The organism is Stenotrophomonas sp. HMSC10F06 (genome assembly GCF_001807865.1).
Classification (GTDB): domain Bacteria; phylum Pseudomonadota; class Gammaproteobacteria; order Xanthomonadales; family Xanthomonadaceae; genus Stenotrophomonas; species Stenotrophomonas bentonitica_A.
In genome coordinates, this window is sequence record NZ_KV791307.1 from 1 (window position 1) to 19,713 (window position 19,713).

General features: G+C 69.3%; 15 protein-coding genes and 2 pseudogenes. 8 read left to right on the forward strand and 9 right to left on the reverse strand.

The window, feature by feature from the left end; genetic code table 11:
* Window positions 1-68 precede the first annotated feature (68 nt).
* Window positions 69-1,259 (forward strand): benzoate/H(+) symporter BenE family transporter, encoded by a 1,191-nt coding sequence (locus tag HMPREF3113_RS16660; protein ID WP_070474128.1) that lies wholly within the window; start codon window positions 69-71, stop codon window positions 1,257-1,259.
* A gap of 24 nt (window positions 1,260-1,283) precedes the next feature.
* On the opposite strand, the gene HMPREF3113_RS18820 is transcribed toward HMPREF3113_RS16660, so the two are convergent.
* The 5 genes from HMPREF3113_RS18820 to HMPREF3113_RS16680 form a co-directional block, all read right to left on the reverse strand.
* Window positions 1,284-1,427 carry a hypothetical protein gene (locus HMPREF3113_RS18820; RefSeq protein WP_167390346.1) on the reverse strand — a complete coding sequence of 48 codons (144 nt, stop codon included), beginning with the start codon at window positions 1,425-1,427 and terminating at the stop codon, window positions 1,284-1,286.
* The gene (locus HMPREF3113_RS16665) at window positions 1,424-3,592 is read right to left on the reverse strand and encodes a lytic murein transglycosylase (RefSeq protein WP_070474130.1); all 2,169 of its coding nucleotides are present in this window, start codon (window positions 3,590-3,592) and stop codon (window positions 1,424-1,426) included. The genes HMPREF3113_RS18820 and HMPREF3113_RS16665 overlap by 4 nt, the downstream gene beginning before the upstream one ends.
* A 54-nt stretch (window positions 3,593-3,646) precedes the next feature.
* Complete coding sequence (gene egtD, locus HMPREF3113_RS16670) at window positions 3,647-4,621, reverse strand: L-histidine N(alpha)-methyltransferase (protein WP_070426256.1); 975 nt, start codon at window positions 4,619-4,621, stop codon at window positions 3,647-3,649.
* Window positions 4,618-5,904, reverse strand: coding sequence for an ergothioneine biosynthesis protein EgtB (gene egtB / locus HMPREF3113_RS16675; protein ID WP_070474132.1), 1,287 nt, complete (start codon window positions 5,902-5,904; stop codon window positions 4,618-4,620). Before egtB ends, egtD begins: the two co-directional genes overlap by 4 nt.
* 137 nt (window positions 5,905-6,041) lie before the next feature.
* Window positions 6,042-6,437, reverse strand: a complete 396-nt coding sequence (locus tag HMPREF3113_RS16680; protein ID WP_070474134.1) for a YchJ family metal-binding protein — start codon at window positions 6,435-6,437, stop codon at window positions 6,042-6,044.
* A 62-nt stretch (window positions 6,438-6,499) separates the two neighbouring features.
* On the opposite strand from HMPREF3113_RS16680, the gene HMPREF3113_RS16685 reads away from it, so the two are divergent.
* A complete protein-coding gene (locus tag HMPREF3113_RS16685) occupies window positions 6,500-7,276 on the forward strand; it encodes a sulfite exporter TauE/SafE family protein (protein WP_070474219.1) in 777 nt (258 codons plus the stop codon).
* Window positions 7,277-7,317: 41 nt separating this feature from the next.
* Here HMPREF3113_RS16685 and HMPREF3113_RS16690 read toward each other — a convergent pair.
* From HMPREF3113_RS16690 to folE, 4 genes and pseudogenes are all read right to left on the reverse strand, one after another.
* A pseudogene (locus HMPREF3113_RS16690) lies at window positions 7,318-10,962 on the reverse strand (SbcC/MukB-like Walker B domain-containing protein); the annotation flags it as partial.
* 46 nt (window positions 10,963-11,008) lie between these two features.
* Window positions 11,009-11,608 (reverse strand): annotated as a pseudogene (locus tag HMPREF3113_RS16695) (DUF4194 domain-containing protein); the annotation flags it as partial.
* An 88-nt stretch (window positions 11,609-11,696) separates the two neighbouring features.
* Window positions 11,697-13,166 carry a DUF3375 domain-containing protein gene (locus HMPREF3113_RS16700; protein ID WP_070474141.1) on the reverse strand — a complete coding sequence of 490 codons (1,470 nt, stop codon included), beginning with the start codon at window positions 13,164-13,166 and terminating at the stop codon, window positions 11,697-11,699.
* 127 nt (window positions 13,167-13,293) lie between these two features.
* Entirely contained in the window at window positions 13,294-13,896 is a 603-nt protein-coding gene (gene folE, locus HMPREF3113_RS16705) for a GTP cyclohydrolase I FolE (RefSeq protein ID WP_019183982.1), read from the reverse strand.
* A 159-nt stretch (window positions 13,897-14,055) separates the two neighbouring features.
* Here folE and HMPREF3113_RS16710 point away from each other — a divergent pair, with 159 nt between their 5' ends.
* The 6 genes from HMPREF3113_RS16710 (at window position 14,056) to HMPREF3113_RS16735 (ending at window position 19,706) form a co-directional block, all read left to right on the forward strand.
* Window positions 14,056-14,511 carry a MarR family winged helix-turn-helix transcriptional regulator gene (locus HMPREF3113_RS16710; RefSeq protein ID WP_070474142.1) on the forward strand — a complete coding sequence of 152 codons (456 nt, stop codon included), beginning with the start codon at window positions 14,056-14,058 and terminating at the stop codon, window positions 14,509-14,511.
* 84 nt (window positions 14,512-14,595) lie between these two features.
* Window positions 14,596-14,805, forward strand: coding sequence for a DUF1656 domain-containing protein (locus HMPREF3113_RS16715; protein ID WP_019183984.1), 210 nt, complete (start codon window positions 14,596-14,598; stop codon window positions 14,803-14,805).
* On the forward strand, window positions 14,802-15,710 hold the full coding sequence (locus tag HMPREF3113_RS16720) for an efflux RND transporter periplasmic adaptor subunit (protein WP_070426259.1): 909 nt from the start codon (window positions 14,802-14,804) through the stop codon (window positions 15,708-15,710). The genes HMPREF3113_RS16715 and HMPREF3113_RS16720 overlap by 4 nt, the downstream gene beginning before the upstream one ends.
* A complete protein-coding gene (locus tag HMPREF3113_RS16725; protein WP_070474144.1) occupies window positions 15,707-17,164 on the forward strand; it encodes an efflux transporter outer membrane subunit in 1,458 nt (485 codons plus the stop codon). The genes HMPREF3113_RS16720 and HMPREF3113_RS16725 overlap by 4 nt, the downstream gene beginning before the upstream one ends.
* A 3-nt stretch (window positions 17,165-17,167) precedes the next feature.
* On the forward strand, window positions 17,168-19,225 hold the full coding sequence (locus tag HMPREF3113_RS16730; protein ID WP_070474146.1) for an FUSC family protein: 2,058 nt from the start codon (window positions 17,168-17,170) through the stop codon (window positions 19,223-19,225).
* 85 nt (window positions 19,226-19,310) lie between these two features.
* The gene (locus HMPREF3113_RS16735; RefSeq protein WP_019183988.1) at window positions 19,311-19,706 is read left to right on the forward strand and encodes a hypothetical protein; all 396 of its coding nucleotides are present in this window, start codon (window positions 19,311-19,313) and stop codon (window positions 19,704-19,706) included.
* Window positions 19,707-19,713 lie beyond the last annotated feature (7 nt).

Genomic DNA, 19,713 nt, shown 5'->3' on the forward strand with positions numbered 1-19,713 from the left:
GCACGCGCGTTGCGCGTGCTGCCGCAGGCTTGCTAACAATGCATCTCTTGTCATCAGGAATGCATGCGATGTCTGCGGTTGGCAAACGTTCGTTGTGGCGCGATCTCTCCCTGCCTGCGGTGATGGCAGGTTTCATCACCGTCTTGGTGGGCTTCGCCAGTTCGGCGGTGATCGTGTTCCAGGCCGCACGCGCGGTCGGCGCAGACCAGGCGCAGATCGCTTCGTGGATGTGGGCGTTGGGGCTTGGCATGGGCGTGACGTGTATTGGTCTGTCACTGCGCTATCGGATGCCGGTCGTCACTGCATGGTCCACGCCCGGTGCGGCGATGCTCGTGGTCGGTGCGGGCGCGGTCGGCTACAGCGATGCGATCGGTGCGTTCGTGCTTGCTGCCGTGCTTGGCATGTTGGCCGGCTTCTCGGGGATCTTCGCGAAGCTGATGAAGCGTGTGCCGATGGCGCTGGCCGCGGGCATGCTTGCGGGTGTACTGCTGCGCTTCGGGCTGGATGTGTTCGTCTCGATGGGCACTCAGCTGGGCATGGCACTGGCGATGTTCGCCACCTGGCTGATCGGGCGACGGCTGTTCCCGCGTTATGCAGTGATCGCCACCCTGCTTGTCGGTGTCCTGGTGGCGGCCGGTCAGGGCCTGCTTCATATGGAACAGGTGCGACTGGAACTGGCCACGCCGGTGTTCACCTGGCCAACGCTGTCGTGGGCAGCGGTGTTCGGCATCGCCCTGCCCCTGTTCGTGGTCACCATGGCCTCGCAGAACATCCCGGGCGTCGCGGTGATCCGTGCCTCCGGGTATGACACGCCGGTCTCACCCGTGATCGGCTGGATCGGCGTGGTCAATACGATCCTGGCCCCCTTCGGTGCGTATGGGCTCAATCTGGCCGCGATCACCGCCGCGATCTGCATGGGGCGCGAAGCGCACGAGGATCCGGCCCGCCGTTATACCGCCGCGGTGGCCGCGGGCGCCTTCTATATCGTGGTGGGCCTGTTCGGGGCGACGGTGGCGGCCGTGTTCGCCGCCTTCCCCAAGGAGCTGGTCGCCTGCGTGGCCGGCATCGCGCTGTTCGGGACGATCGCCAACAGCCTGGCCACGGCGCTGCGCGAGGAGGCCGATCGTGAAGCGGCGCTGGTGACGTTCCTGGTCACCGCTTCGGGCCTGTCGCTGGCCGGGATCGGCTCGGCATTCTGGGGGTTGGTCGCCGGCAGCATCTGTCTGCTGGCATTGCGGCCGCGCCCGGCCGCCCGCTGACGCCTCACGCGCCTTACAGCCGCCTCAGCACGACGGATGGCGGTCATACACGGCCACGGCCGCATCGATCTGGGCGTCGATCATGGCCTCGTGCAGGGCGGTGCTGGGCGCGCGATAAGGATCCTCGGCCGTCTCGTCCGGCCGGGCCGGGGGTGGAACCGTACTCATAGCGGGCGAACCGCCAGCGTCTGCTGCAGCACGTGCTGCGCGCCCGGCGCCAGCGTCACCACATCCGGACCGGCGTTGGCCGCTTCCAGGCACACATAGTTGCGCCAGCCGGCCCCGACATCGGCCATCTTGCTGGCGCCGGCCTCACCCGGGTTCCAGGCGACCAGCGAGCGGCTGCCGGTGGTGGTGATCTCGATGCGGCGCTTCAGGCCCGGGTCCTTGAGCACGTAGCGGCCGCCGGCCTGCGTATAGATGCGGTCGCTGCGGCCGGGATCGCGCGGGTCGCGCAGGTTCCAGTCGCCCTGCTGCTGGCGCGGGGTCGCGTAATTCTCGAACTTGTCCAGGTAGGACAGGCCATCCAGGCCCTCCACGCTGACCTGCATCGCATCGCTGACATGGAAGTAGTTGTGCAGGGCCTGGGTGAAGGCGACCGGCTGGCGGCCGGTGTTGTCGGTGATCAGGCGCTGTTCCAGGGTCCGGCCGATGCGCAGCTCCATGCGCAGGCGCAGGTCCAGGTTCTCCAGCACCGGCGGCGCCAGGGTCAGCACCATGGTGCCGTCGGCCTCGCGACGGGCCTGCTGCAGGGTCCATGGCACGTTGCGGACGAAGCCATGCGAGGGCACGTCATTGCCCTGCCCCTGGCGGCCGAAGTACGGCCAGCACACGGGGCTGCCCCCGCGGATCGGGGTCGGCAGCGGCTGGGCGCTCGGCGAGAGCCACATGACGTCCTGCCCGCCCTTGGGCACATAGGACAGGAGCTGGCCGCCGAACACGCTGATCGCGGCGGTGGCGAACGGGGTCTGGACCGTCCACGCGGGGAAGCCCTGGATGTCGGCCAGGCTCAGGCCAGGCACCTTGGGCAGGGCAGCGCGCGGCGCGGCCGGGGACTGGACATACTGGGCGTGATTGGGCGGCAGGGTGAATACGGTGGATGCGGGCATGGTCGGTGTGGAAGAAGGAGGAGCACCGCGCAGGGCGGTGAGAATGCGCTGGCCGGCACGGCCATCGGCGGGGGTCCAGCCCAGGCGCTGCTGCTCGGCCTGGATGGCGCGGCGGGTCGCGGTACCGATCATGCCGTCGGCCGTACCGATATCGTGGCCGCGGGCCAGCAACAGGGTCTGCAGCTCTCGACGTTCGGTACGGCCGATGCCGGGATCGTCGGTCGGCCAGGCGGCGACGATACCCGGACCACCCCGCAGGCGATCGGCCAGGGTGGCGATCGCCAGGGCGTAGCTCTCGGCGGCGTTGTAGGCGTAGATCGCGTCGTAGTTGCGGAACACCAGCCAGGCCGGTCCCTTGATCCCGGTGGGCAGCAGCAGCGCGGCACTGCTGTCGGCGGGCAGTCCGGCCGGGGCCAGCGTGCCGCCGGCCACCGGGATGATGCCCTGTGCGCGCCAGTCGGCCAGTGGCCTGCGCTGGGTGCGGCCGGCCTGGCCGGCGTTGAAGCCGGCCGGAACCGTCACTTCCATCCCCCAGGGCTGGCCGGTGCGCCACCCGGCCTTCTTCAGATAATTGGCGGTGGAGGCCAGCGCATCGGGTATCGAGGCGACCAGATCGCGACGGCCATCGCCGTCGCCATCCACCGCGATGCGCGCATAGGTGGAGGGCATGAACTGGGTATGGCCGAACGCGCCGGCCCACGAACCGGTCAGGCCTTCGGCGCGCAGGTCGCCGGCATCGATCAGCTTGAGCAGGGCGAGCAGTTCGCCGCGGAAGAAGGGCTGGCGGCGGCCTTCGCAGGAGAGCGTGGCCAGCGACTGCAGCAGCGGGCGCTTGCCGAACACGCGGCCGTAGTCGCTCTCCACGCCCCAGACCGCCACGATGGTGGCCGGATCGACCCCGTACTCGGCCGAGACCCGGGCCAGCAGGTCGCGGTGCTCGACCAGGCGGGCACGCCCGTCCTCGACGCGCTGGGTATCCACCAGCGCCGCAAGGTAGTCCCACAACGGGGTAGTGAATTCCGGCTGCGCGTCCAGCAGCGGCAGCACGCTGGGATCCGGGGTCAGCCCGGCGGTGAGCACATCGAAGCGCTCGGCGCCGATGCCCTGCTTGCCGGCCTGCGCCTTGAGCGTGGCCAGACAGGTGGAGAATGCATCCGGGGCGGCCACCGCCAACGACGGTGCGCCGAGCCACAGCCCGGCCAACAACAGGGGCGACCATCGCATTGGCGGAATCCTTGCAGCCAGTGGACCTGCATCATAGCGGCAATGCGGCGCAGGTCAGACCGGCTGCAGCAGGCGCAGGCCGAAGGCGGGATCGGTGGCGTTCCAGTGGGCCGTCACGCGCAGGCCCGCGGCTGCGGCCATCGTTGCGAACACCGCGTCGGTGTACTTGTGGCTGTACTCGACCGTCATCGCCTCGCCCGCGGCGAAATCGAAGCTCTGCCCGTCCACCTGCACGCGCTGCTCGCGCTGGCTGACCAGTTCGGTTTCGATGCGCAGGCGCGGCACGCTGTACCGCGCGCGATGACGGAACCCGTCGAGATCGAAATCACTGCCGATGTCGCGGTTGAGCCGGCGCAGCAGATTGAGGGTGAAATCGGCCGTGACGCCGGCCGCATCGTTGTACGCCGCTTCGATCAGCCCCGCATCCTTGTGCAGGTCGATGCCGATCAGGGCCATGCCGTCGGGGCCCATGGTCTGGCGCATGGCCTTCAGCAGCGCAATGGCCTCGTCATGCGCGAAGTTGCCCAGCGTCGAGCCCGGGAAGAACACCAGGTGGCGCGCCGGCTCGCGCTGCGGCGATGGCAGCTGCACCGGCTGGGTGAAATCCGCGCAGACCGGCAGCATTTCGATCTCCGGCAGCAACGGGGCCAACCGGGTGATGCTGTCCAGCAGTGCGGCACGGGAGATCTCGATCGGGGTGTACGCCACCGGGTCACGCAGTGCCTGCAGCAGCAGCTCGGTCTTGCGCCCACTGCCGCTGCCCAGCTCGACCACGTGCAGGCGGGGACCAACCACCTTGGCGATGTCACGCGCGCAGTCCTGCAGCAGCTGCAGCTCGGTGCGGGTCGGGTAGTACTCCGGCTGCTGGGTGATCTGCTCGAACAACGCCGAGCCGTGGGCATCGTAGAAATACTTCGACGGCAGTTGCCGCGGCGTGGCGGAGAGGCCACGCAGGATGTCGGCGGTGATCTGGTCGCGGTCCGGCTGCAGATCGGTCAGCGCCTGGAGTGCATCACGGACCGAACTCATGCGGCGTCCCGGGCCAGGCGCAGGCCGGCGAACTGCCACCGGGCCGACGGCGCGAAGAAATTGCGGTAGCTGGCGCGCAGGTGATCGGCAGGCGTGGCACAGCTGCCGCCGCGCAGGACCCATTGCCCGCACATGAACTTGCCGTTGTACTCGCCGAGATTGCCCGGGAAGGTGCGGAACCCCGGATACGGCCCGTAGGCGCTGCTGGTCCATTCCCAGACATCGCCGAACAACTGGACGATATCGCCTGACTCCTCCGCCCCGCCGGGGTGAAGCTGATCGCTATCGGCGAAACGACCCCGCAGCGGGCGGCCGGCGGTGGCCGCCTCCCATTCGAATTCGGTGGGCAGGCGGGCCTCCTGCCAGCGCGCGTAGGCGTCGGCTTCGAAGTAACTGAGATGGCAGACCGGGGCGTGCGGATCGAGCGGGCGCCACCCGCCGAGGGTGAACTCGCGCTCCAGTGCGTCGTCCCAATACAGCGGATGCTGCCAGCGCTGGTCCTGGCACAAGGTCCAGCCTTCGCTCATCCACCAGCGTGGCTCGCGGTAGCCGCCGGCCTGGACGAACCGGCGATACTCATCATTGCTGACCGGGCGGTTGGCCAGCGCATGCGCCGGGACCAGGGCGCGGTGTACGGGCGATTCGTTGTCGTAGGCGAATGTCGGCTGGGTAGGCCAGACCGGCGCGCCGATCTCCACGATCTGCTCGGGACTGCTGAGCCACTGCAGGGGCAGCGCACGGGCCGGCGCCACCGCAAGATCCTCACGGTAGGCTGGCTGCAGCGGGTTGGACCAGAACGCATGCTTGATATCGGTCAGCAGCAGTTCCTGATGTTGCTGTTCATGGTGCAGGCCGAGCAGCAACTGGTGCCGGGCCTGCTCGCTGAGGCTGCCGGCCTGCAGGGCGGTGATCACGCTCTGGTCGATCCGGGCGCGGAACTCCAGCACCTCCTCCAGCGACGGGCGCGAGAGCAGGCCACGCTGCGGACGTGCATGTGCCGGACCGATGCTCTGGTAATAGCTGTTGAACAGGTAATGCCAGTCCGCATCGATCGGTGCGTAACCGGGCCGGGTGGCCAGCACGAAGCGCTCGAAGAACCAGGTGGTGTGGGCCAGGTGCCATTTGGCCGGGCTGGCATCGGCCATGCTCTGCACCATGGCGTCTTCGGCGCTCAGCGGGGCGGCCAACGCGACCGTGCGGGCCCGCACGCCGGCGTAGCGGGCGGCCAGCGACGACGGCGGGGCGGCGGTGAGCGGTGGTGCGGCAGCAACGGCGGTATTCATTGCGATCAGGATCGACCAGCCGGAGTGAGTGCCACGTCATGGCACGGCATCGGTCTGGTGACAGCGTTCAAGTTGAATACGCGATCCCCGTACGCGGCCGGGGCGACGGCGCTGGGGGTGCGTGCGGCCGCCTTGGGTCAGGGCAGCGCGTCGAGGTAGAACCAGCGCCCGTCTTCGCGCACGAAGCGGCTGTGCTCGAGCATCTTCACCGCACTGCCGCCGCCCACCTTGTAACGGGCAAGGAACCGGACCTGGGCGTGGTCCGGATCCGACTGCGTGTGGGCCTGGATCGTCAGCCCCAGCCAGTGGGTGCGCTGGCCGGGCGCTTCCTCCAGCGACAGCTCGGCCGGGCGCGTGGACGGGTGCCAGCTGGCCAGCAGGTAGTCGGCCAGGTGGCGCACGTAGGCGCTGTAACGCGAACGCATCAGCGCTTCGGCATCCGGGGCGGGCGCGCCGGCGTGATAGCGGCCGCAGCAGGCGGTGTAGGCCAAGGGGCGGCCGCAGGGACAGGGATCGGAGTTGGCGGTGGTCATGGGGGTATTGTCGCGCGATGACCGGGCGTATGCTGGCGCGCCTTCTGCCGCGATGTCCCGCCGTGCTTGAGCTGGTTCCCCCTGAGCTGTTGTGGTTGGTGGCGATCGCCTTCATCGCCGGTCTGGTCGATGCCGCGGTCGGCGGCGGCGGGCTGGTGCAGTTGCCCGGGTTGTTCACCGTATTGCCGCAGCACACCCCGGCCATGCTGTTTGGCACCAACAAATTCAGTTCGATGTTCGGTACGGCAGCGGCGGCGTTCCGCTACGCACGCAATGTGCGATTCCCGTGGCGGCCAGTGCTGTTCGCCGCGGGCACGGCCTTCGTGTTCTCCTTCGCCGGCGCCACGGCGGTCAGCCTGCTGCCCAAGGACGCGGTGCGCCCGCTGGTGCTGGTGCTGCTGGTGGCGATGCTTGGCTACACGCTGTGGAAGAAGGACTTCGGTGCCCTGCACCGCCCGCGCGAGATCGGCCGCAAGGAGCTGGTGACCGCGCTGGCGATCGGTGCGGTGATCGGGTTCTACGACGGCTTCTTCGGGCCGGGCACCGGCAGCTTCCTGATCTTCCTGTTCGTGCGTTTCTTCGGGCTGGACTTCCTGCGCGCCTCGGCCGCCTCCAAGGTGGTGAACCTGGCCACCAACGTGGCGGCGATCTCGTTCTTCGTGCCGACCGGCAACATCCTGTGGCTGTTCGCGCTGCCGATGGCCGCGGCCAACATCATCGGCTCGGTGGTCGGCACGCGGATGGCGCTGCGCGGTGGCACGCCCTTCATCCGCAAGCTGTTCGTCGGCCTGGTGGTGGTGCTGATCGCCCGGATGGGCTGGGATACCTTCGCCGGCTGACAGGACGGGCCAGCCCTGGGGGCTGACCCGTCGATTGCTCAACGCTTGGGCTTGACCGGCTTCTTCGCGGCGGTCCTGGGCGCCGGCCTGGCCGCCGCCTTGCTGGCGGCCTTCCTGCCCGGCGCTTTGGCGAGTGCCTTGGCCGGTGCCTTGGCCGCGGCTTTCTTCGGGCGCGATACCGGTGCCGGTGCATCCGGCGTCGCCGTGGCGGCGTCGGCCTGCCCGGCAGCCGGTTCGGCGATCACGGCATCGGCGGCCTGGCCTGGCACCTCGACTTCCGCCGGCGCTGCGATCACGGGCGCTGCCGCTACCGGCGCCACCGCGGCCTCACCGCCGGCGCGGGCGCGTTCGGGCAGCTTCAGGCGCTTGCCTTCGTCGTCGTACTCGATCAGCAGCACGCCGGAGTCGTGGCGCCCGCTGATCTCCACGAAGCACGCACCGCCGATGAACGGCTCCAGCGTCATCACCGACTTCAGCGGCGTGGCCACGACCATCTGGAACCCGAAGTTGTCGAAGATGTTCATCGCCAGCGCGGTGAACTCGTTGTCGGCCTTGTCGAAGGCTTCATCGAGCACGACTGCCGCGTAGCTGGGCAGCTGGCCGTCGGCACCGCCGAGCTGGTAGCGCAGCGCGGCCGCCAGGCAGGTGGTGGCCAGCTTCTGGCGCTGGCCGCCGGATTTGCCCGCGCCGCTGCGGTAGATCTCGACCTGCTGGCGAGTGGCGGCATCGAGCTCGACGCCGACGAATTCCACATGCAGGCGCACGTCGAGTACCAGCTCGCGCCAGCGCTTGTCCTCGCCTTCCTGCGAGCCGAGCTTGGCGACCAGCTCACGCAGCACCGCGAACTGCGCTTCGGCCAGTTCGCGCTGCTCGGTCTGCTGCTGGGACAGGACATCGCGCAGGCGCTGGTGGAAATCCAGCACCTCGGGCAGACGGCGGTCGGTGAGTTCGATGGTCAGCAGGGTGCCGCGGTTGAACGGCACCTGCTCCAGCGAGGCATTGACCTCGTCCAGGCGCTGGGCGATCGACTTGCGCGCCTCGGCGGTGTGGCGCTGCAGCGCCAGCAGGTTGTTCTTGCTCTGGCTCTGCAGCAGATCGAAGAAGCGCGCCTCGTGCTGCGGCAGGCCATCGTTCTCCAGCCGTTGCAGGCGGGCCAGGAAATCGTCGGCGCTGGACAGGCTGACGGTGAAGTCGCCGCTGTCTTCCGGCCAGGCCTGGCAGTAGCGGCGGAAGCAGCCCAGCAGCAGGTTTTCCAGCCGGTTGTGTTCGGCCTGGGAGCCGCCGAGCTGTTCGTTGAGGGTGTTGCTGATCTGCCGGAAGTGCGCTTCCAGGTTTTCCAGGCTGAGCACGCCGAGCGCTTTGAGGCGTTCGTCCAGGCCCTGCTGCTGCAGGGGCGTGACCACGCGCTTGGCCAGCGGCGCGCACTGCTCGTGCAGGCGCGCCAGGCGTTCGTGCTCACGGCCGAGCTGGCCGCGCTCCACGCGCACGTCTTCATAGGTGCGCTTGGCCTGGGCCACATCGGCCCGGGTCTTTTCGATCTGTTCGCCGAGCCTGCGCAGGTCGGCATTGCCTTCGCGCAGGTCGTGCAAGGCTTGGGCGATGTCGTCCAGGCGCTGCAGCGGCGCGGCCACATCGATCTCGTCCCAGCCCAGCGTGCACAGTTGATGGCAGGCCAGGCGGGCCTTGCCATCCTGTTCGCGCTGCGCGCGCAGGCCGGCCACGTCGCTGTCGCAGGCGGCGATGCGCTGCGCCAGTTCGATCGCTTCGCGCTCGTACAGGTCCAGTTTGTCGCGGTTGTTGAAGCCGAGCAGCCAGCGGCGGCGGTCGCTGATGTTGTGGCGATCGTCCTTCTCGAAACGCTCGCCCGGGTGCTTGACCTGGCCTTCCTTGGTGATGCCGCGGTCGGTATCGCGCAGGTGGCGCGCATCGACGCATTCGTAGTCGAAGCGCTTGCCCAGCTCGCGGCGCAGCCAGCCGGCATAGCCGTGCTCGCGCAGCACCAGCTTGTGCAGCAGCGAGCGTGCCCCCGGCTCGCGGCCATGCAGCGCATCATCGTTGCGGCGCACGCGGTAATACACCAGGCGGGTACCGAGGTGGGTCTGGTTGATCCACTCCGAGACCTGGGCATGGTGGCGCTCGTCAACCAGCAGCGACTGCGCGAAGCCGTGCAGCACACGCTCGATCGCGCCCTGCCATGCGGCGTCTTCATCGCGGACCTGCAGCAGTTCACCCACGAACGGCAGCGCCGCCTCGGGAATGCCGGTGTCGCTGCTCAGGCGCGCGCGCAGCTGCTGCATCGGCGCCGGAATGCTGGACGGGGTGCGCTTGAGCGCCTCCAGTTCCGAACGCACCTCGGCAAAGCGGCGCTCGTCGTCGCGCTTGCCGCCCATGCGCTCGGCGATGGCTTCATCCAGCTCGGCCGCGGCACGCTGGCCGTCGTCCAGTCTGGCCTGGGCGCGGGCCAGCTGTTCGGCGAAGCCGTGCGCGGTCTCGGCCAGGGTTTCGCCGAGCTCGCGGCTGGCATGGTTGGCCTGGTTGCGCTTGGCCAGGCGGCGGTCGCGTTCCTGGGCGACACGGCCCTGTTCGCGCTCCAGCTCTTCGATGCGCTCGCCGCCCTGCTGGCGACGCTGCGCCTCCAGTTCGGCGAGGTGGCTTTCATGGTTCTCCAGCGCGCTGCGGCGCTGGCCTTCTTCACCGGACAGGCCGCGGTCGCGGGTGTCCAGTTCCAGCAGGCGCGCCTCGAGCAGGGCCAGGCGACGCTGCTCGCGCACACCGTCGATGCCCAGCTTCATCTCGTCCAGGTCTTCACGCTGGCGGCGCAGTGCCTGCAGATCGGCGTAGTGGCCGCGCGCCGGCAGCAGGGTTTCGACCTGGCGGCGCGCGGTGACCACGGCCTGGTGGGCGCCATCGAGTTCGGCGAAATCATCGACCAGGCGCTCGGCGGCATCGAAGGTGCGCGGCGCATCGAGCATGAAGTCGCGCAGGAACACGTTCAGATCGCCGAGGTTCTTCGCCGACTGCGTCTTGTGCAGCAGGCGCAGCGCCATTTCGTTCTCGATCCCGAGCACGTGGCGGAACCGTTCGGCATAGCTGGCGAAGCTGTCGAAGTGATGCACATCGCCCAGGCGCTGCTTGAGCTTGCGCAGGTCCAGGTCGAAGCCGCCGAGGTCGCGCGCGATGTCGAAGCTGCGCTCTGCGACCATGTAGTGCTTGCGCACATCGGCCGCGGCGGCGCCGTTGCCGGCGATCCAGAACAGCCGCACCAGGCTGACGATGCGGCCGTCGTTGCTGCGGTACTCCAGCACCAGCGCGGTCCAGGTGGCGCCCTTGCGCAGGTACTGGGTGGCGATCTCGCCGGTGCCGCTGTCCTGCTGGTCAGCCCACGCGCCACGCACGTAGGAGACCAGGTTGCGGTCGCGGCCACTGCGTTCGGCTTCGCGCGCGGCGGCGTTGAAGTCGACCAGGGCCGGCGGCACCAGCAGCGCGGACATCGCATCGAGCAGGGTCGACTTGCCCGAGCCGGAGCGGCCGACGAACAGGAAGCCACGTTCGGCGATCGGCACTTCGGTCAGGCCGGAGAAGGTGCCCCAGTTGTGGACCTGCAGGCGGCGCATGCGGAACTGCTGCGCGCGCGGGTCGGGCTGGTCGCCGGGGAACAGGGCGGGTGCGGGAATGTGGACGGTCATGGCAGGGCTAGCAATCCAGGCAGGGCAGCGGCGCGCGGGCGCGCGCTCAGGCGTCGAGGTCGGCCGGCGCTTCGCGCAGGCGGCGGTACACCTGGGCCAGGGCGGCGACATCTTCGGCGGAGAACATCAGTTTCAGTGCCGGCGAGACTTCATGACGCGCATCGTCACCGCCAAGGCGGGTGAGGATGTGGTTGTCCTTCATCTTCTGCACGGCACTGGCGACGCGGCGGTTGAAGCCGGCGCGGTCGGTGGACAGGTGGCGCTCGTACACGGCCAGTGCTTCGGCCAGTTCGGCATCCTCGACCACCGCGCGCACGCCGCGTGCATCGGCTTCGGCCAGCTGCTGGCGCAGGTGCAGCAGCAGCACCGAGTCGATGAAGGTCAGCGGCGAGGTACGCAGCAGCACCGGCGCGTCGATATCTTCGGTATCGGCCTGGCGGGTGAAGGCCACCCCGCTCTCGCGGTCCAGCACCAGCTCCAGGAACAGGTCCGAGAGCGCCGAGCGGATCGCCGCTTCACTGCGGATCAGCGCCGGCCACAGCTTGGCGTGGCGCAGCTGGTCGATGCTGGGGCCGATCAGCAGCTGGCACAGCGCACGGCGGCCATCGAGCGGCAGCCGGCCGGTATCGCCCATGTAGAAGACATCGTTGCTGCGTCGCAGGACCGGCGTCACCACGACCGGCTCGTCGTCATGCTCGTCGGCGCCGCCGTCGATCGGGGTGTCGGTGGATTGTTCATGCCAGCTCATGGCGTTTCTCCTGGGTGAACCAGATCAGCGGAATGCGGGCGCGACGCCATTGGCCATCGCCGCCGCGCCATTGCGCGATCTCCTGTTGATCGGTGGCGACCTCGCCATGGCGGGGGCCGAGGGAGAGGTAACCGATGATGCTGCCCAGCCCCTGCGGGGCCTCACGGTGGTCGAGCACCTGCGCGATCGACAGCCGCGGCTGCTCGCCAAGCAGGTCGTGCAGATCGCGGCGCAGGGTGCGGAAGTCGATTTCCGAGGCGGCGACGAGATCGCCGACGCTTTCCAGCGAGATCGCGGCGGTGTCGTTGCGCTGCACGCTGCCATCGACCTGCGCCTGGCGCGGGTCGTGCAGCTTCCATTGCGAGAGCGAACGCAGGCGGCTGGTGGTCAGCTGCAGGTCGCGGCCGATGCTGCGCTGGGCCGGGATGTGGTCGCGAAGGCCCAGCGCCTCGCCCTGGGCCTGCTTGAGCAGCTGGTTGAGGCGGCGCTGTTCCAGGTAGCCGCGGCTCTGCACGAAGCCACGCAGGCTGCGCGCGAAGTGCTGCAGCACATCGTGGACCTGGCCACCGCGCTCGAGCATGGTGGTGGTGAAGCCGCGCAGGAAGGTGCGTTCGTTGCGGTCCAGCTTGCGGGCGAAGCCACGGGCAAGCACGGTCTCCAGCGCGGCGTCGAGCTGGGCGCTCTGTTCGGCATCGTTGAGCAGGCGCCAGAACGCGTCGAAACTGCGCCCGGCGTCGCTGTCACCGATCACATCCACGCCTTCGAACAGCTTGGAGAGCACGTCGCCGCGCTCGCCTTCGTCATCGATGATGCGTTCGCGGAATTCGCGGTTGAGGCGTTCGAAGTCGTCACGCACGCGGCGGAAATCTTCGGTCAGTTCGTCGGCCAGGCCGATGATCTGGCGGGTCCGTTCCAGCGCGCGCTTGCCATCCAGCGAGGACACCTTGCCGCCGCTGACGCGGGCGATCTCGGCATCGATGCGGTCGCGTTCGTCGCGCAGCGCGGACAGGCGCGCATCCGGATTGGATTCGGTCAACGCGGCCAGCTGCGAGAGCTGCTCGATCACCAGCGCCAGGCGGCTCTCGGTGGCGGCGGCGCGGGCCTGCTCCAGGCTGTCGGCGAAGCGGATCGCCTGCGCGGCCTGGGTGGACAGTTCGTACTGTTCCTGGTCGGCACCTTCGGGCAGGCGGCGTTCCAGCCAGCCCTGGGCCAGCCAGTGGGCGATGTAGGCCTGCGCGGTGCGCGGCAGATCGCGCGCGAGTTCATCAGCCTTGAGATCGTCCAGCGCGCGCTGCAGGCGTTCGTGCAGCACCGCGGTGGACAGGGTGCGCTCGTCCTGCATCAGCAGGCTCTGCAGCAGGCCGATGATCTCCGGCGCGTGATCGGCCGCCAGCAGCTTCCACTGCGATTGTTCGCGCAGGTGGCGGTAACGGGTAATGCGCTCGCGATGCTTCATTCGAGACCGGGGACAGGAAGACGGGCCGCGCGGGTCGCAGCGGCCGGGAGGGAAACGGGACGCGCACGCACCGGCCGGGCCGGGCCGAAGCCCAGCACCTGCCGGCCGCGCGCGACGGCGCGGGGAATCAGCGCTTGCCGCCCACTTCGATGAAACGCAGGAATTCGGCGCGGGTACGCGCGTCCTCGCGGAAGCTGCCCAGCATCTTGGAGGTGACCATGCTGACGCCACGCTTGTGGATGCCGCGGGTGGTCATGCACTCGTGCGCACCTTCCACCACCACGCCCACGCCGACCGGCTGCAGCACGTCCTGGATGCACTGGGCGATCTGCGCGGTCATCTTTTCCTGGACCTGGAAGCGGCGTGCGTACGCCTCGACCACGCGGGCCAGCTTGCTGATGCCCACCACCTTGCCGGCCGGCAGGTAGCCGACGTGCACGCGGCCGATGATCGGCGCCATGTGGTGTTCGCAGTGGCTTTCGTACTCGATGTCGCGCAGCACGATCAGTTCATCGTAGCCGGCCACTTCCTCGAAGGTCCGCTCCATGTAGGCGCGCGGGTCATCGCGGTAGCCGCTGAACCAGTCGCCATAGGCTTCGGCGACGCGGCGCGGGGTATCCAGCAGGCCTTCGCGGGTCGGATCTTCACCGGCCCAGCGCAGCAGGGTGCGCACCGCCGATTCGGCCTCGGCCTGGGTGACGGGGTTGGCGTCGTTGTCTTGCTTGCTCATTACATACAGCACCCGAAGGGGGGCGAGCATCGTACCCGACAGACCCCTCGGGCGTCCTGCGCCGGGGCTCGGTGGCCCTGCCCGCGCAGGCCCTCGTTGGGCGACGGTTGTGCCGGAGGTATTGATAGGAGGGAAATTAGTAGTATCCTATCTATTCTGATGAACCGATCCTTCGACGAACGCACCCAGCTGCAGATGCAGCTCAGTTCCGGCCTGCTGTACGCAGGGCGGCAGTGGCAGCGCCTGGCCGACCAGGCCCTGGGCAGCTACGGCATCTCCGCCGCCTGCACCATGCCGCTGCTGATGATCGGGCGCGCCGGCGGGGGTATCCGCCAGGTGGCACTGGCCCATCAGCTGGGCATGGAAGGCCCGTCGCTGGTACGCCTGCTGGACAAGCTGGCCGCCAGCGACCTGGTCCGCCGCGAATGCGACGCCAGCGACCGCCGCGCCAACCTGCTGTGGCTGACCAACAAGGGCCAGGCCCTGGTCAGCGAACTGGAAACCCAGTTGATCGGCCTGCGCCAGGACGTGTTCGGCGAGCTGTCCATGGATGAACTGCGCACCGTGCTGAAGCTGTGGCAGCTGCTGGCCGACGCTGCCGACCGCGTGACGTAAGCCTGTTCCCCCGTTGTGCCGCCCGGTGTCGTCCCTCGACGCCGGGCGATCCCCTTTCCGCTCCCCTGCGAATCCTTTGCCTCGATGTACGGTGAATTCAGTCTCTATGGTGTGTTCGTCCCGACCCTGCTCGGGCTGATGCTGCTTGCCTACCTGCTCAAGAGCGGGTTGCGCGTGGTCCTGCAGCGCACCGGCGCCTACCGCCACATCTGGCACCCCGCCCTGTTCAACCTGGCCGTGTACGTGATCGTGCTCGGCGGGTTGTTTTCCCTGATGCGTTGGATGCAATCGTGAACAAGATCCTCAAGCAGACATTCCCGGTCGTATTGACCGTCGTGGCCGTGGTGGCCGCCGTGCTGGTGCTGCGTCACCTGTGGGCGTACTACATGGACGAACCGTGGACGCGCGATGCGCACGTCAGCGCCGACGTGGTGCAGGTGGCGCCGGATGTGTCCGGGCTGGTGGAAGCGGTGAAGGTGGCCGACAACCAACCGGTCAAGCGCGGTGAGGTGCTGTTCGTGGTCGACCGGGCGCGCTATGAGATCGCGCTGGAGCAGGCCCAGGCCGCGCTGGGCGAGCGCCGCGCCACGCTGGACCAGCTGCGCCGCGAGATCGCGCGTGACCGCAGCCTGCAGGATCTGGTCGCCGCCGAGGACGCCGAAGTGCGCCGCGCCAAGCTGCTCGCCGCGCAGGCCTCGATGGCGACCGCACAGGCCGCGGTGGATCTGGCCAAGCTCAACCTGGCGCGCACTGAAGTGCGCAGCCCCAGCGATGGCCACGTCAACGACCGCACCGTGCGTGCCGGTGACTATGTGACCGCCGGGCGGCCGGTGATGGCCGTGCTCGATACCGGCTCGTTCCGCGTGGACGGCTACTTCGAGGAAACCCGCCTGCAGGGCGTGCATGCCGGCCAGAAGGTCGACATCCGCCTGATGGGCGAGGCGCAGCCGCTGCAGGGCCACGTGCAGAGCATCGCCGCCGGCATCGAAGACCGTTACCGCAGCGAAGGCAGCAGCCTGCTGCCGAACGTGACCCCGGCCTTCGACTGGGTGCGGCTGGCGCAGCGCATCCCGGTGCGCATCCATATCGACCGCGTGCCGGCCGGCGTGAACCTGATCGCCGGGCGCACCGCCACCGTTACCATCCAGCCGGACACCGCGCCGGCCACGCCGGCACAACCGGCACGGACGGCGCTGTGAACCGCCCGGCGCTGCACCGCATCGCGCTGGGGCTGGCGCTGACCACGCTGGCCGCCTGCCGCACCGTCGGCCCGGACTACGCGGTGCCGGCCGGCTCCGCGTTCCAGCGGCCGGAGGCCAATGCCGCGTTCCTCGACACCGGCAACCCGCAGGTCGCCGCTGGCGCCGCGCTGCCCGCACGCTGGTGGGAGCTGTACCAGGACGACACCCTCAACGCGCTGGTGCAGCAGGCGCTGCGCGACAACGTGGAACTCAAGGTGGCCGATGCCAACCTGCGTCGCGCTGCTGCCGTGTACGAGCAGGCGCTGGATGCCGGTGGGTTCGAATACGAGGCCGAGGCCGGGGTGAGCCGCGCGCAGCTGTCGGCCGAATCATTCCTGCTTGAACACGAACTGCCGCCGATCAACCTGGCCGACGGCAAGTTCGCGGTGTCCTATCAGTTCGATCTGTTCGGCAAGCTCAAGCGCGCCTCCGAAGCCGCGCATGCCGACGAGCAGGCCACCGCCGCCGCGATGGACCTGGCGCGCGTGTCGCTGGTGGCGCAGGTGGCCGGCAGCTACGTCGAGATCTGCCACGCCAACCACGAACTGCATGTGGCCGAGCACTCGCTGCAGCTGCAGCAGCGCAGCCGCGAGGTCACCCAGCGCTTGATCACCGCCGGCCGCGGCACCCCGCCGGAGCTGGCGCGTGCCAACGCCCAGGTGGCGATGCTGCAGGCCGCGTTGCCGCCGCTGCGCGCGCACCGGCAGGCCTCCGAATACCAGTTGGCCGCCCTGCTCGGCCGCACCCCGGGCCAGCTGCCCGGCGGCGTGAGCGACTGCAGCCAGGCCCCGACCCTGGCCCAGGCGCTGCCGATCGGCGATGGCCGCGCGCTGCTGCAGCGCCGCCCGGACATCCGCCAGGCCGAGCGCAAGCTGGCCGCCGCCACCGCGCGGATCGGCGTGGCCACCGCCGAGCTCTACCCGGACATCCGCCTCGGCGCCTCGGTCGGTGCCGCCGGCCTGCTGGAGGATTTCGGCACGCCGCTGACCCAGCAGTGGTCGATCGGTCCGCTGATTTCCTGGACGCTGCCCTCCTCCGGCACGCATGCACGCATCCACGCCACCGAAGCCGGTGCCGATGCGGCGCTGGCCGAGTTCGACCACAGCGTGCTGCAGGCCCTGCGCGAAACCCAGACCGCGCTGAGCCGCTATGCCCAGGATCTGCAGCGCCTGCAGTTCCTGCAGCAGGCGCAGCAGCAGGCCGACCTGGCCGCCAGCCAGAACCGCCGCCTGTACCAGGGCGGGCGCACGCCCTACCTGGCCAGCCTGGACGCGGACCGCAGCCTGGCCAGCGCCGATGCGACGCTCGCCGAGGCGCAGGCGCAGGTCTCGCGCGACCAGATCCAGTTGTTCCTGGTGCTCGGCGGCGGCTGGAATGCCGACGCCGTCGCCGCCGGCACGGCCGCGAGGTAAGCCATGCTGCTGCTGGACAGACAGGCCTGGTTGTTCTCGGTCAAGACCTTCCTGGCGGCGCTGGCCGCGCTGTACATCGGGCTGGCCGGCAATCTCTCGCGTCCGTACTGGGCGATGGCCACGGTCTACATCGTGACCCAGCCGATGCTGGGCCCGACCCGCGCCAAGGGGGCCTACCGCATCCTCGGCACGCTGATCGCCGGCGCGGCCACGCTGTGGATGCTGCCGCACCTGGTGGAAACCCCGCTGCTGCTGAGCGCGGCGATGTCGCTGTGGCTGTCCACCTGCCTGTTCATCGCCCTGCTCAACCGAGGCCCGCGCGGCTACGCGTTCCTGCTGGCCGGGTACACCACCGCCTTCATCGGCTTCCCGGCGGTGACCTCGCCGGACACCATCTTCGACACCGTGGTGGCGCGCAGCGAGGAGATCATCCTCGGCACCGTGGTGGCGGTACTGTTCGCCTCGCTGTTCTTCCCCGCCTCGGTGCGGCCGATGCTGCGCGCGCGGATCGGCAGCTGGATGGGCGATGCCGCCGACTGGTGCCGGCAGATTCTCTCGCGCGGTCACGCGCATGGACCGCGCAACCGCCTGGCGGCCGATCTGGTCCAGTTCGAAGCGCTGATCGAGTTCATGCGTCGCGACGACCCGCGCCACGCCGGGGCGGCGGTCTCGATGGAGCGCCTGCGCGAACGCATGCTGCTGATGCTGCCGGTGCTGTCCTCGATCGCCGACCGGCTCGGTGCGCTGCGCGCGGGTGGCCGCGCGCTGCCACCGGGGCTGGAGCCGTTGATCGCCGATCTGGCGCAGTGGCTGGAGCAGCCGGGCCGCTCCAGTGCCAGCGCCTACGCCACGCTGCGCGCGCGCATCGTCGCGCTCAAGCCGGCGGTGGATGGCGAGCTGGATCACCTGCTGCTGGTCACCCTGCTGCTGCGCCTGGAAGAGCTGGTCGATCTCTGGCAGGACTGCACCACCCTGCACGCCGCCATCGACGCCGGCACCGCGCCGAGCGATACCGCGCACTACCGCGTGCGCACCCAGCGCGTGGACCATGTGCGCCATGTGGACTACGGCATGGCGCTGTTCTCCGCGGCCAGTGCCGGTGTCGCCCTGATGACCTACTGCGTGCTGTGGATCGGGCTGGGCTGGGAAGGCGGTGGCAACGGCGCGATGATGGCCGCGGTGGCCGCCGCGTTCTTCGCCGCGCAGGATGATCCCGCACCGAGCATGCTGTCCTTCCTGCTCTGGGCCATCGTGGCCAGCCTGGTGGCCGGCGTGTACCTGTTCGGGATCTTCCCGGCCGTGCACGACTTCGGCAGCCTGGTGCTGGTGCTGGCGGTGATCTTCCTGCCGCTGGGCCTGCTGCTGCATCGGCCCAAGACGGCATTGATCGGCCTGCCGCTCACGGTGAATCTGGTCGCGCTGTTGAATGTGCAGAACACCTACAGCGCCAACATCCAGAGCTTCATCAATTCGGCCGTGGCGATGTTCATCGGCATTGGCTTTGCGGTGGTGATGACGCGGCTGTTCCGCTCGGTGGGTGCCGAGTGGACCGCACGCCGGCTGGTACGCCAGGGCTGGACCACGCTGGCCGATGCGGCCGAGGGCCGTGGCCAGCAGGACCGCCAGCAGTTCGCCGCGCGCATGCTTGATCTGCTCGGCCTGCTCGCACCGCGCCTGGCGGCCACCCCGGAAGGCAGCGATATCGCCTCGGTGGACATGCTCACCGAAGCGCGGATCGGCCTGAACATCCTGCAGCTGCGCCGCTCGCGGCACGGCCTGCCGGCGCCCAGCGTGGCCGCGATCGACGCGATCCTGGACGAGGTAGCAGCGCATTACCGCGCGCAGGCGGCGCGTCGGCGTCCCCTGCCCGCCCCCACCGGGCTGCAGGCCCGGCTGGAGGCCTCGCTCAAGCGCGTGCAGACCGTGGCGGCCGGCAAGGCCCGCGATGAGGCCCTGATGGGTCTGATCGGGCTGCGCTATGCCCTGTTCCCCGAGGCGCCGGTGGTCGATACCCCTGCCGAGACCCCCGCAGCGGCACCCGGCCTGCCCGCGCGGCGCTGAACCGGCCCCGGCGCGCGCCGGCCGGTCCGCGCCGATCAGGGCTATCCTGACGCATGCATTTGCGCATGGATCAAGGTGATTCCCGATGAGTTACGACCTGATGGTGTTCGACCCCGCCGTCGCCCCGCGCGAGGCCGAGGCCTTCCTGCAGTGGTACGACGCGCAGACCGAGTGGAACGAGACGCACGACTACGACGACCCGGCCGTGTCGGTGCCGGCGCTGCAGGCGTTCTTCGCCGCGCTCGCCGAGCATTACCCGCCGATGGATGGCCCGCTGTCCGATGAGGAAGACGACCGCCCGGAAGTGACCGACTACAGCATCGGCCAGCACGTGGTCTACGCCTCGTTCGATGACGAGGTGGCCGAGAACGCGCACGGCCTGGTGCAGGTGCTGGCCAACACCCACCAGCTGGGCTTCTTCGATGTCAGCGGTGACGGCGCCATCGTGTTCCCCGATGGCACCGTGGTGATTCCGGAGTAAGACCGGA

Excerpts from the sequence above, each read along its gene's own strand:
- HMPREF3113_RS16665 (WP_070474130.1), bottom strand. The coding sequence starts at position 3,592 with ATGCGATGGTCGCCCCTGTTGTTGGCCGGGCTGTGGCTCGGCGCACCG.
- egtB (WP_070474132.1), bottom strand. The coding sequence starts at position 5,904 with ATGAATACCGCCGTTGCTGCCGCACCACCGCTCACCGCCGCCCCGCCG.
- HMPREF3113_RS18820 (WP_167390346.1), bottom strand. The coding sequence starts at position 1,427 with ATGAGTACGGTTCCACCCCCGGCCCGGCCGGACGAGACGGCCGAGGAT.
- HMPREF3113_RS16660 (WP_070474128.1), top strand. The coding sequence starts at position 69 with ATGTCTGCGGTTGGCAAACGTTCGTTGTGGCGCGATCTCTCCCTGCCT.
- HMPREF3113_RS16680 (WP_070474134.1), bottom strand. The coding sequence starts at position 6,437 with ATGACCACCGCCAACTCCGATCCCTGTCCCTGCGGCCGCCCCTTGGCC.
- HMPREF3113_RS16730 (WP_070474146.1), top strand. The coding sequence starts at position 17,168 with ATGCTGCTGCTGGACAGACAGGCCTGGTTGTTCTCGGTCAAGACCTTC.
- egtD (WP_070426256.1), bottom strand. The coding sequence starts at position 4,621 with ATGAGTTCGGTCCGTGATGCACTCCAGGCGCTGACCGATCTGCAGCCG.
- HMPREF3113_RS16735 (WP_019183988.1), top strand. The coding sequence starts at position 19,311 with ATGAGTTACGACCTGATGGTGTTCGACCCCGCCGTCGCCCCGCGCGAG.
- HMPREF3113_RS16710 (WP_070474142.1), top strand. The coding sequence starts at position 14,056 with ATGAACCGATCCTTCGACGAACGCACCCAGCTGCAGATGCAGCTCAGT.
- folE (WP_019183982.1), bottom strand. The coding sequence starts at position 13,896 with ATGAGCAAGCAAGACAACGACGCCAACCCCGTCACCCAGGCCGAGGCC.
- HMPREF3113_RS16700 (WP_070474141.1), bottom strand. The coding sequence starts at position 13,166 with ATGAAGCATCGCGAGCGCATTACCCGTTACCGCCACCTGCGCGAACAA.
- HMPREF3113_RS16715 (WP_019183984.1), top strand. The coding sequence starts at position 14,596 with ATGTACGGTGAATTCAGTCTCTATGGTGTGTTCGTCCCGACCCTGCTC.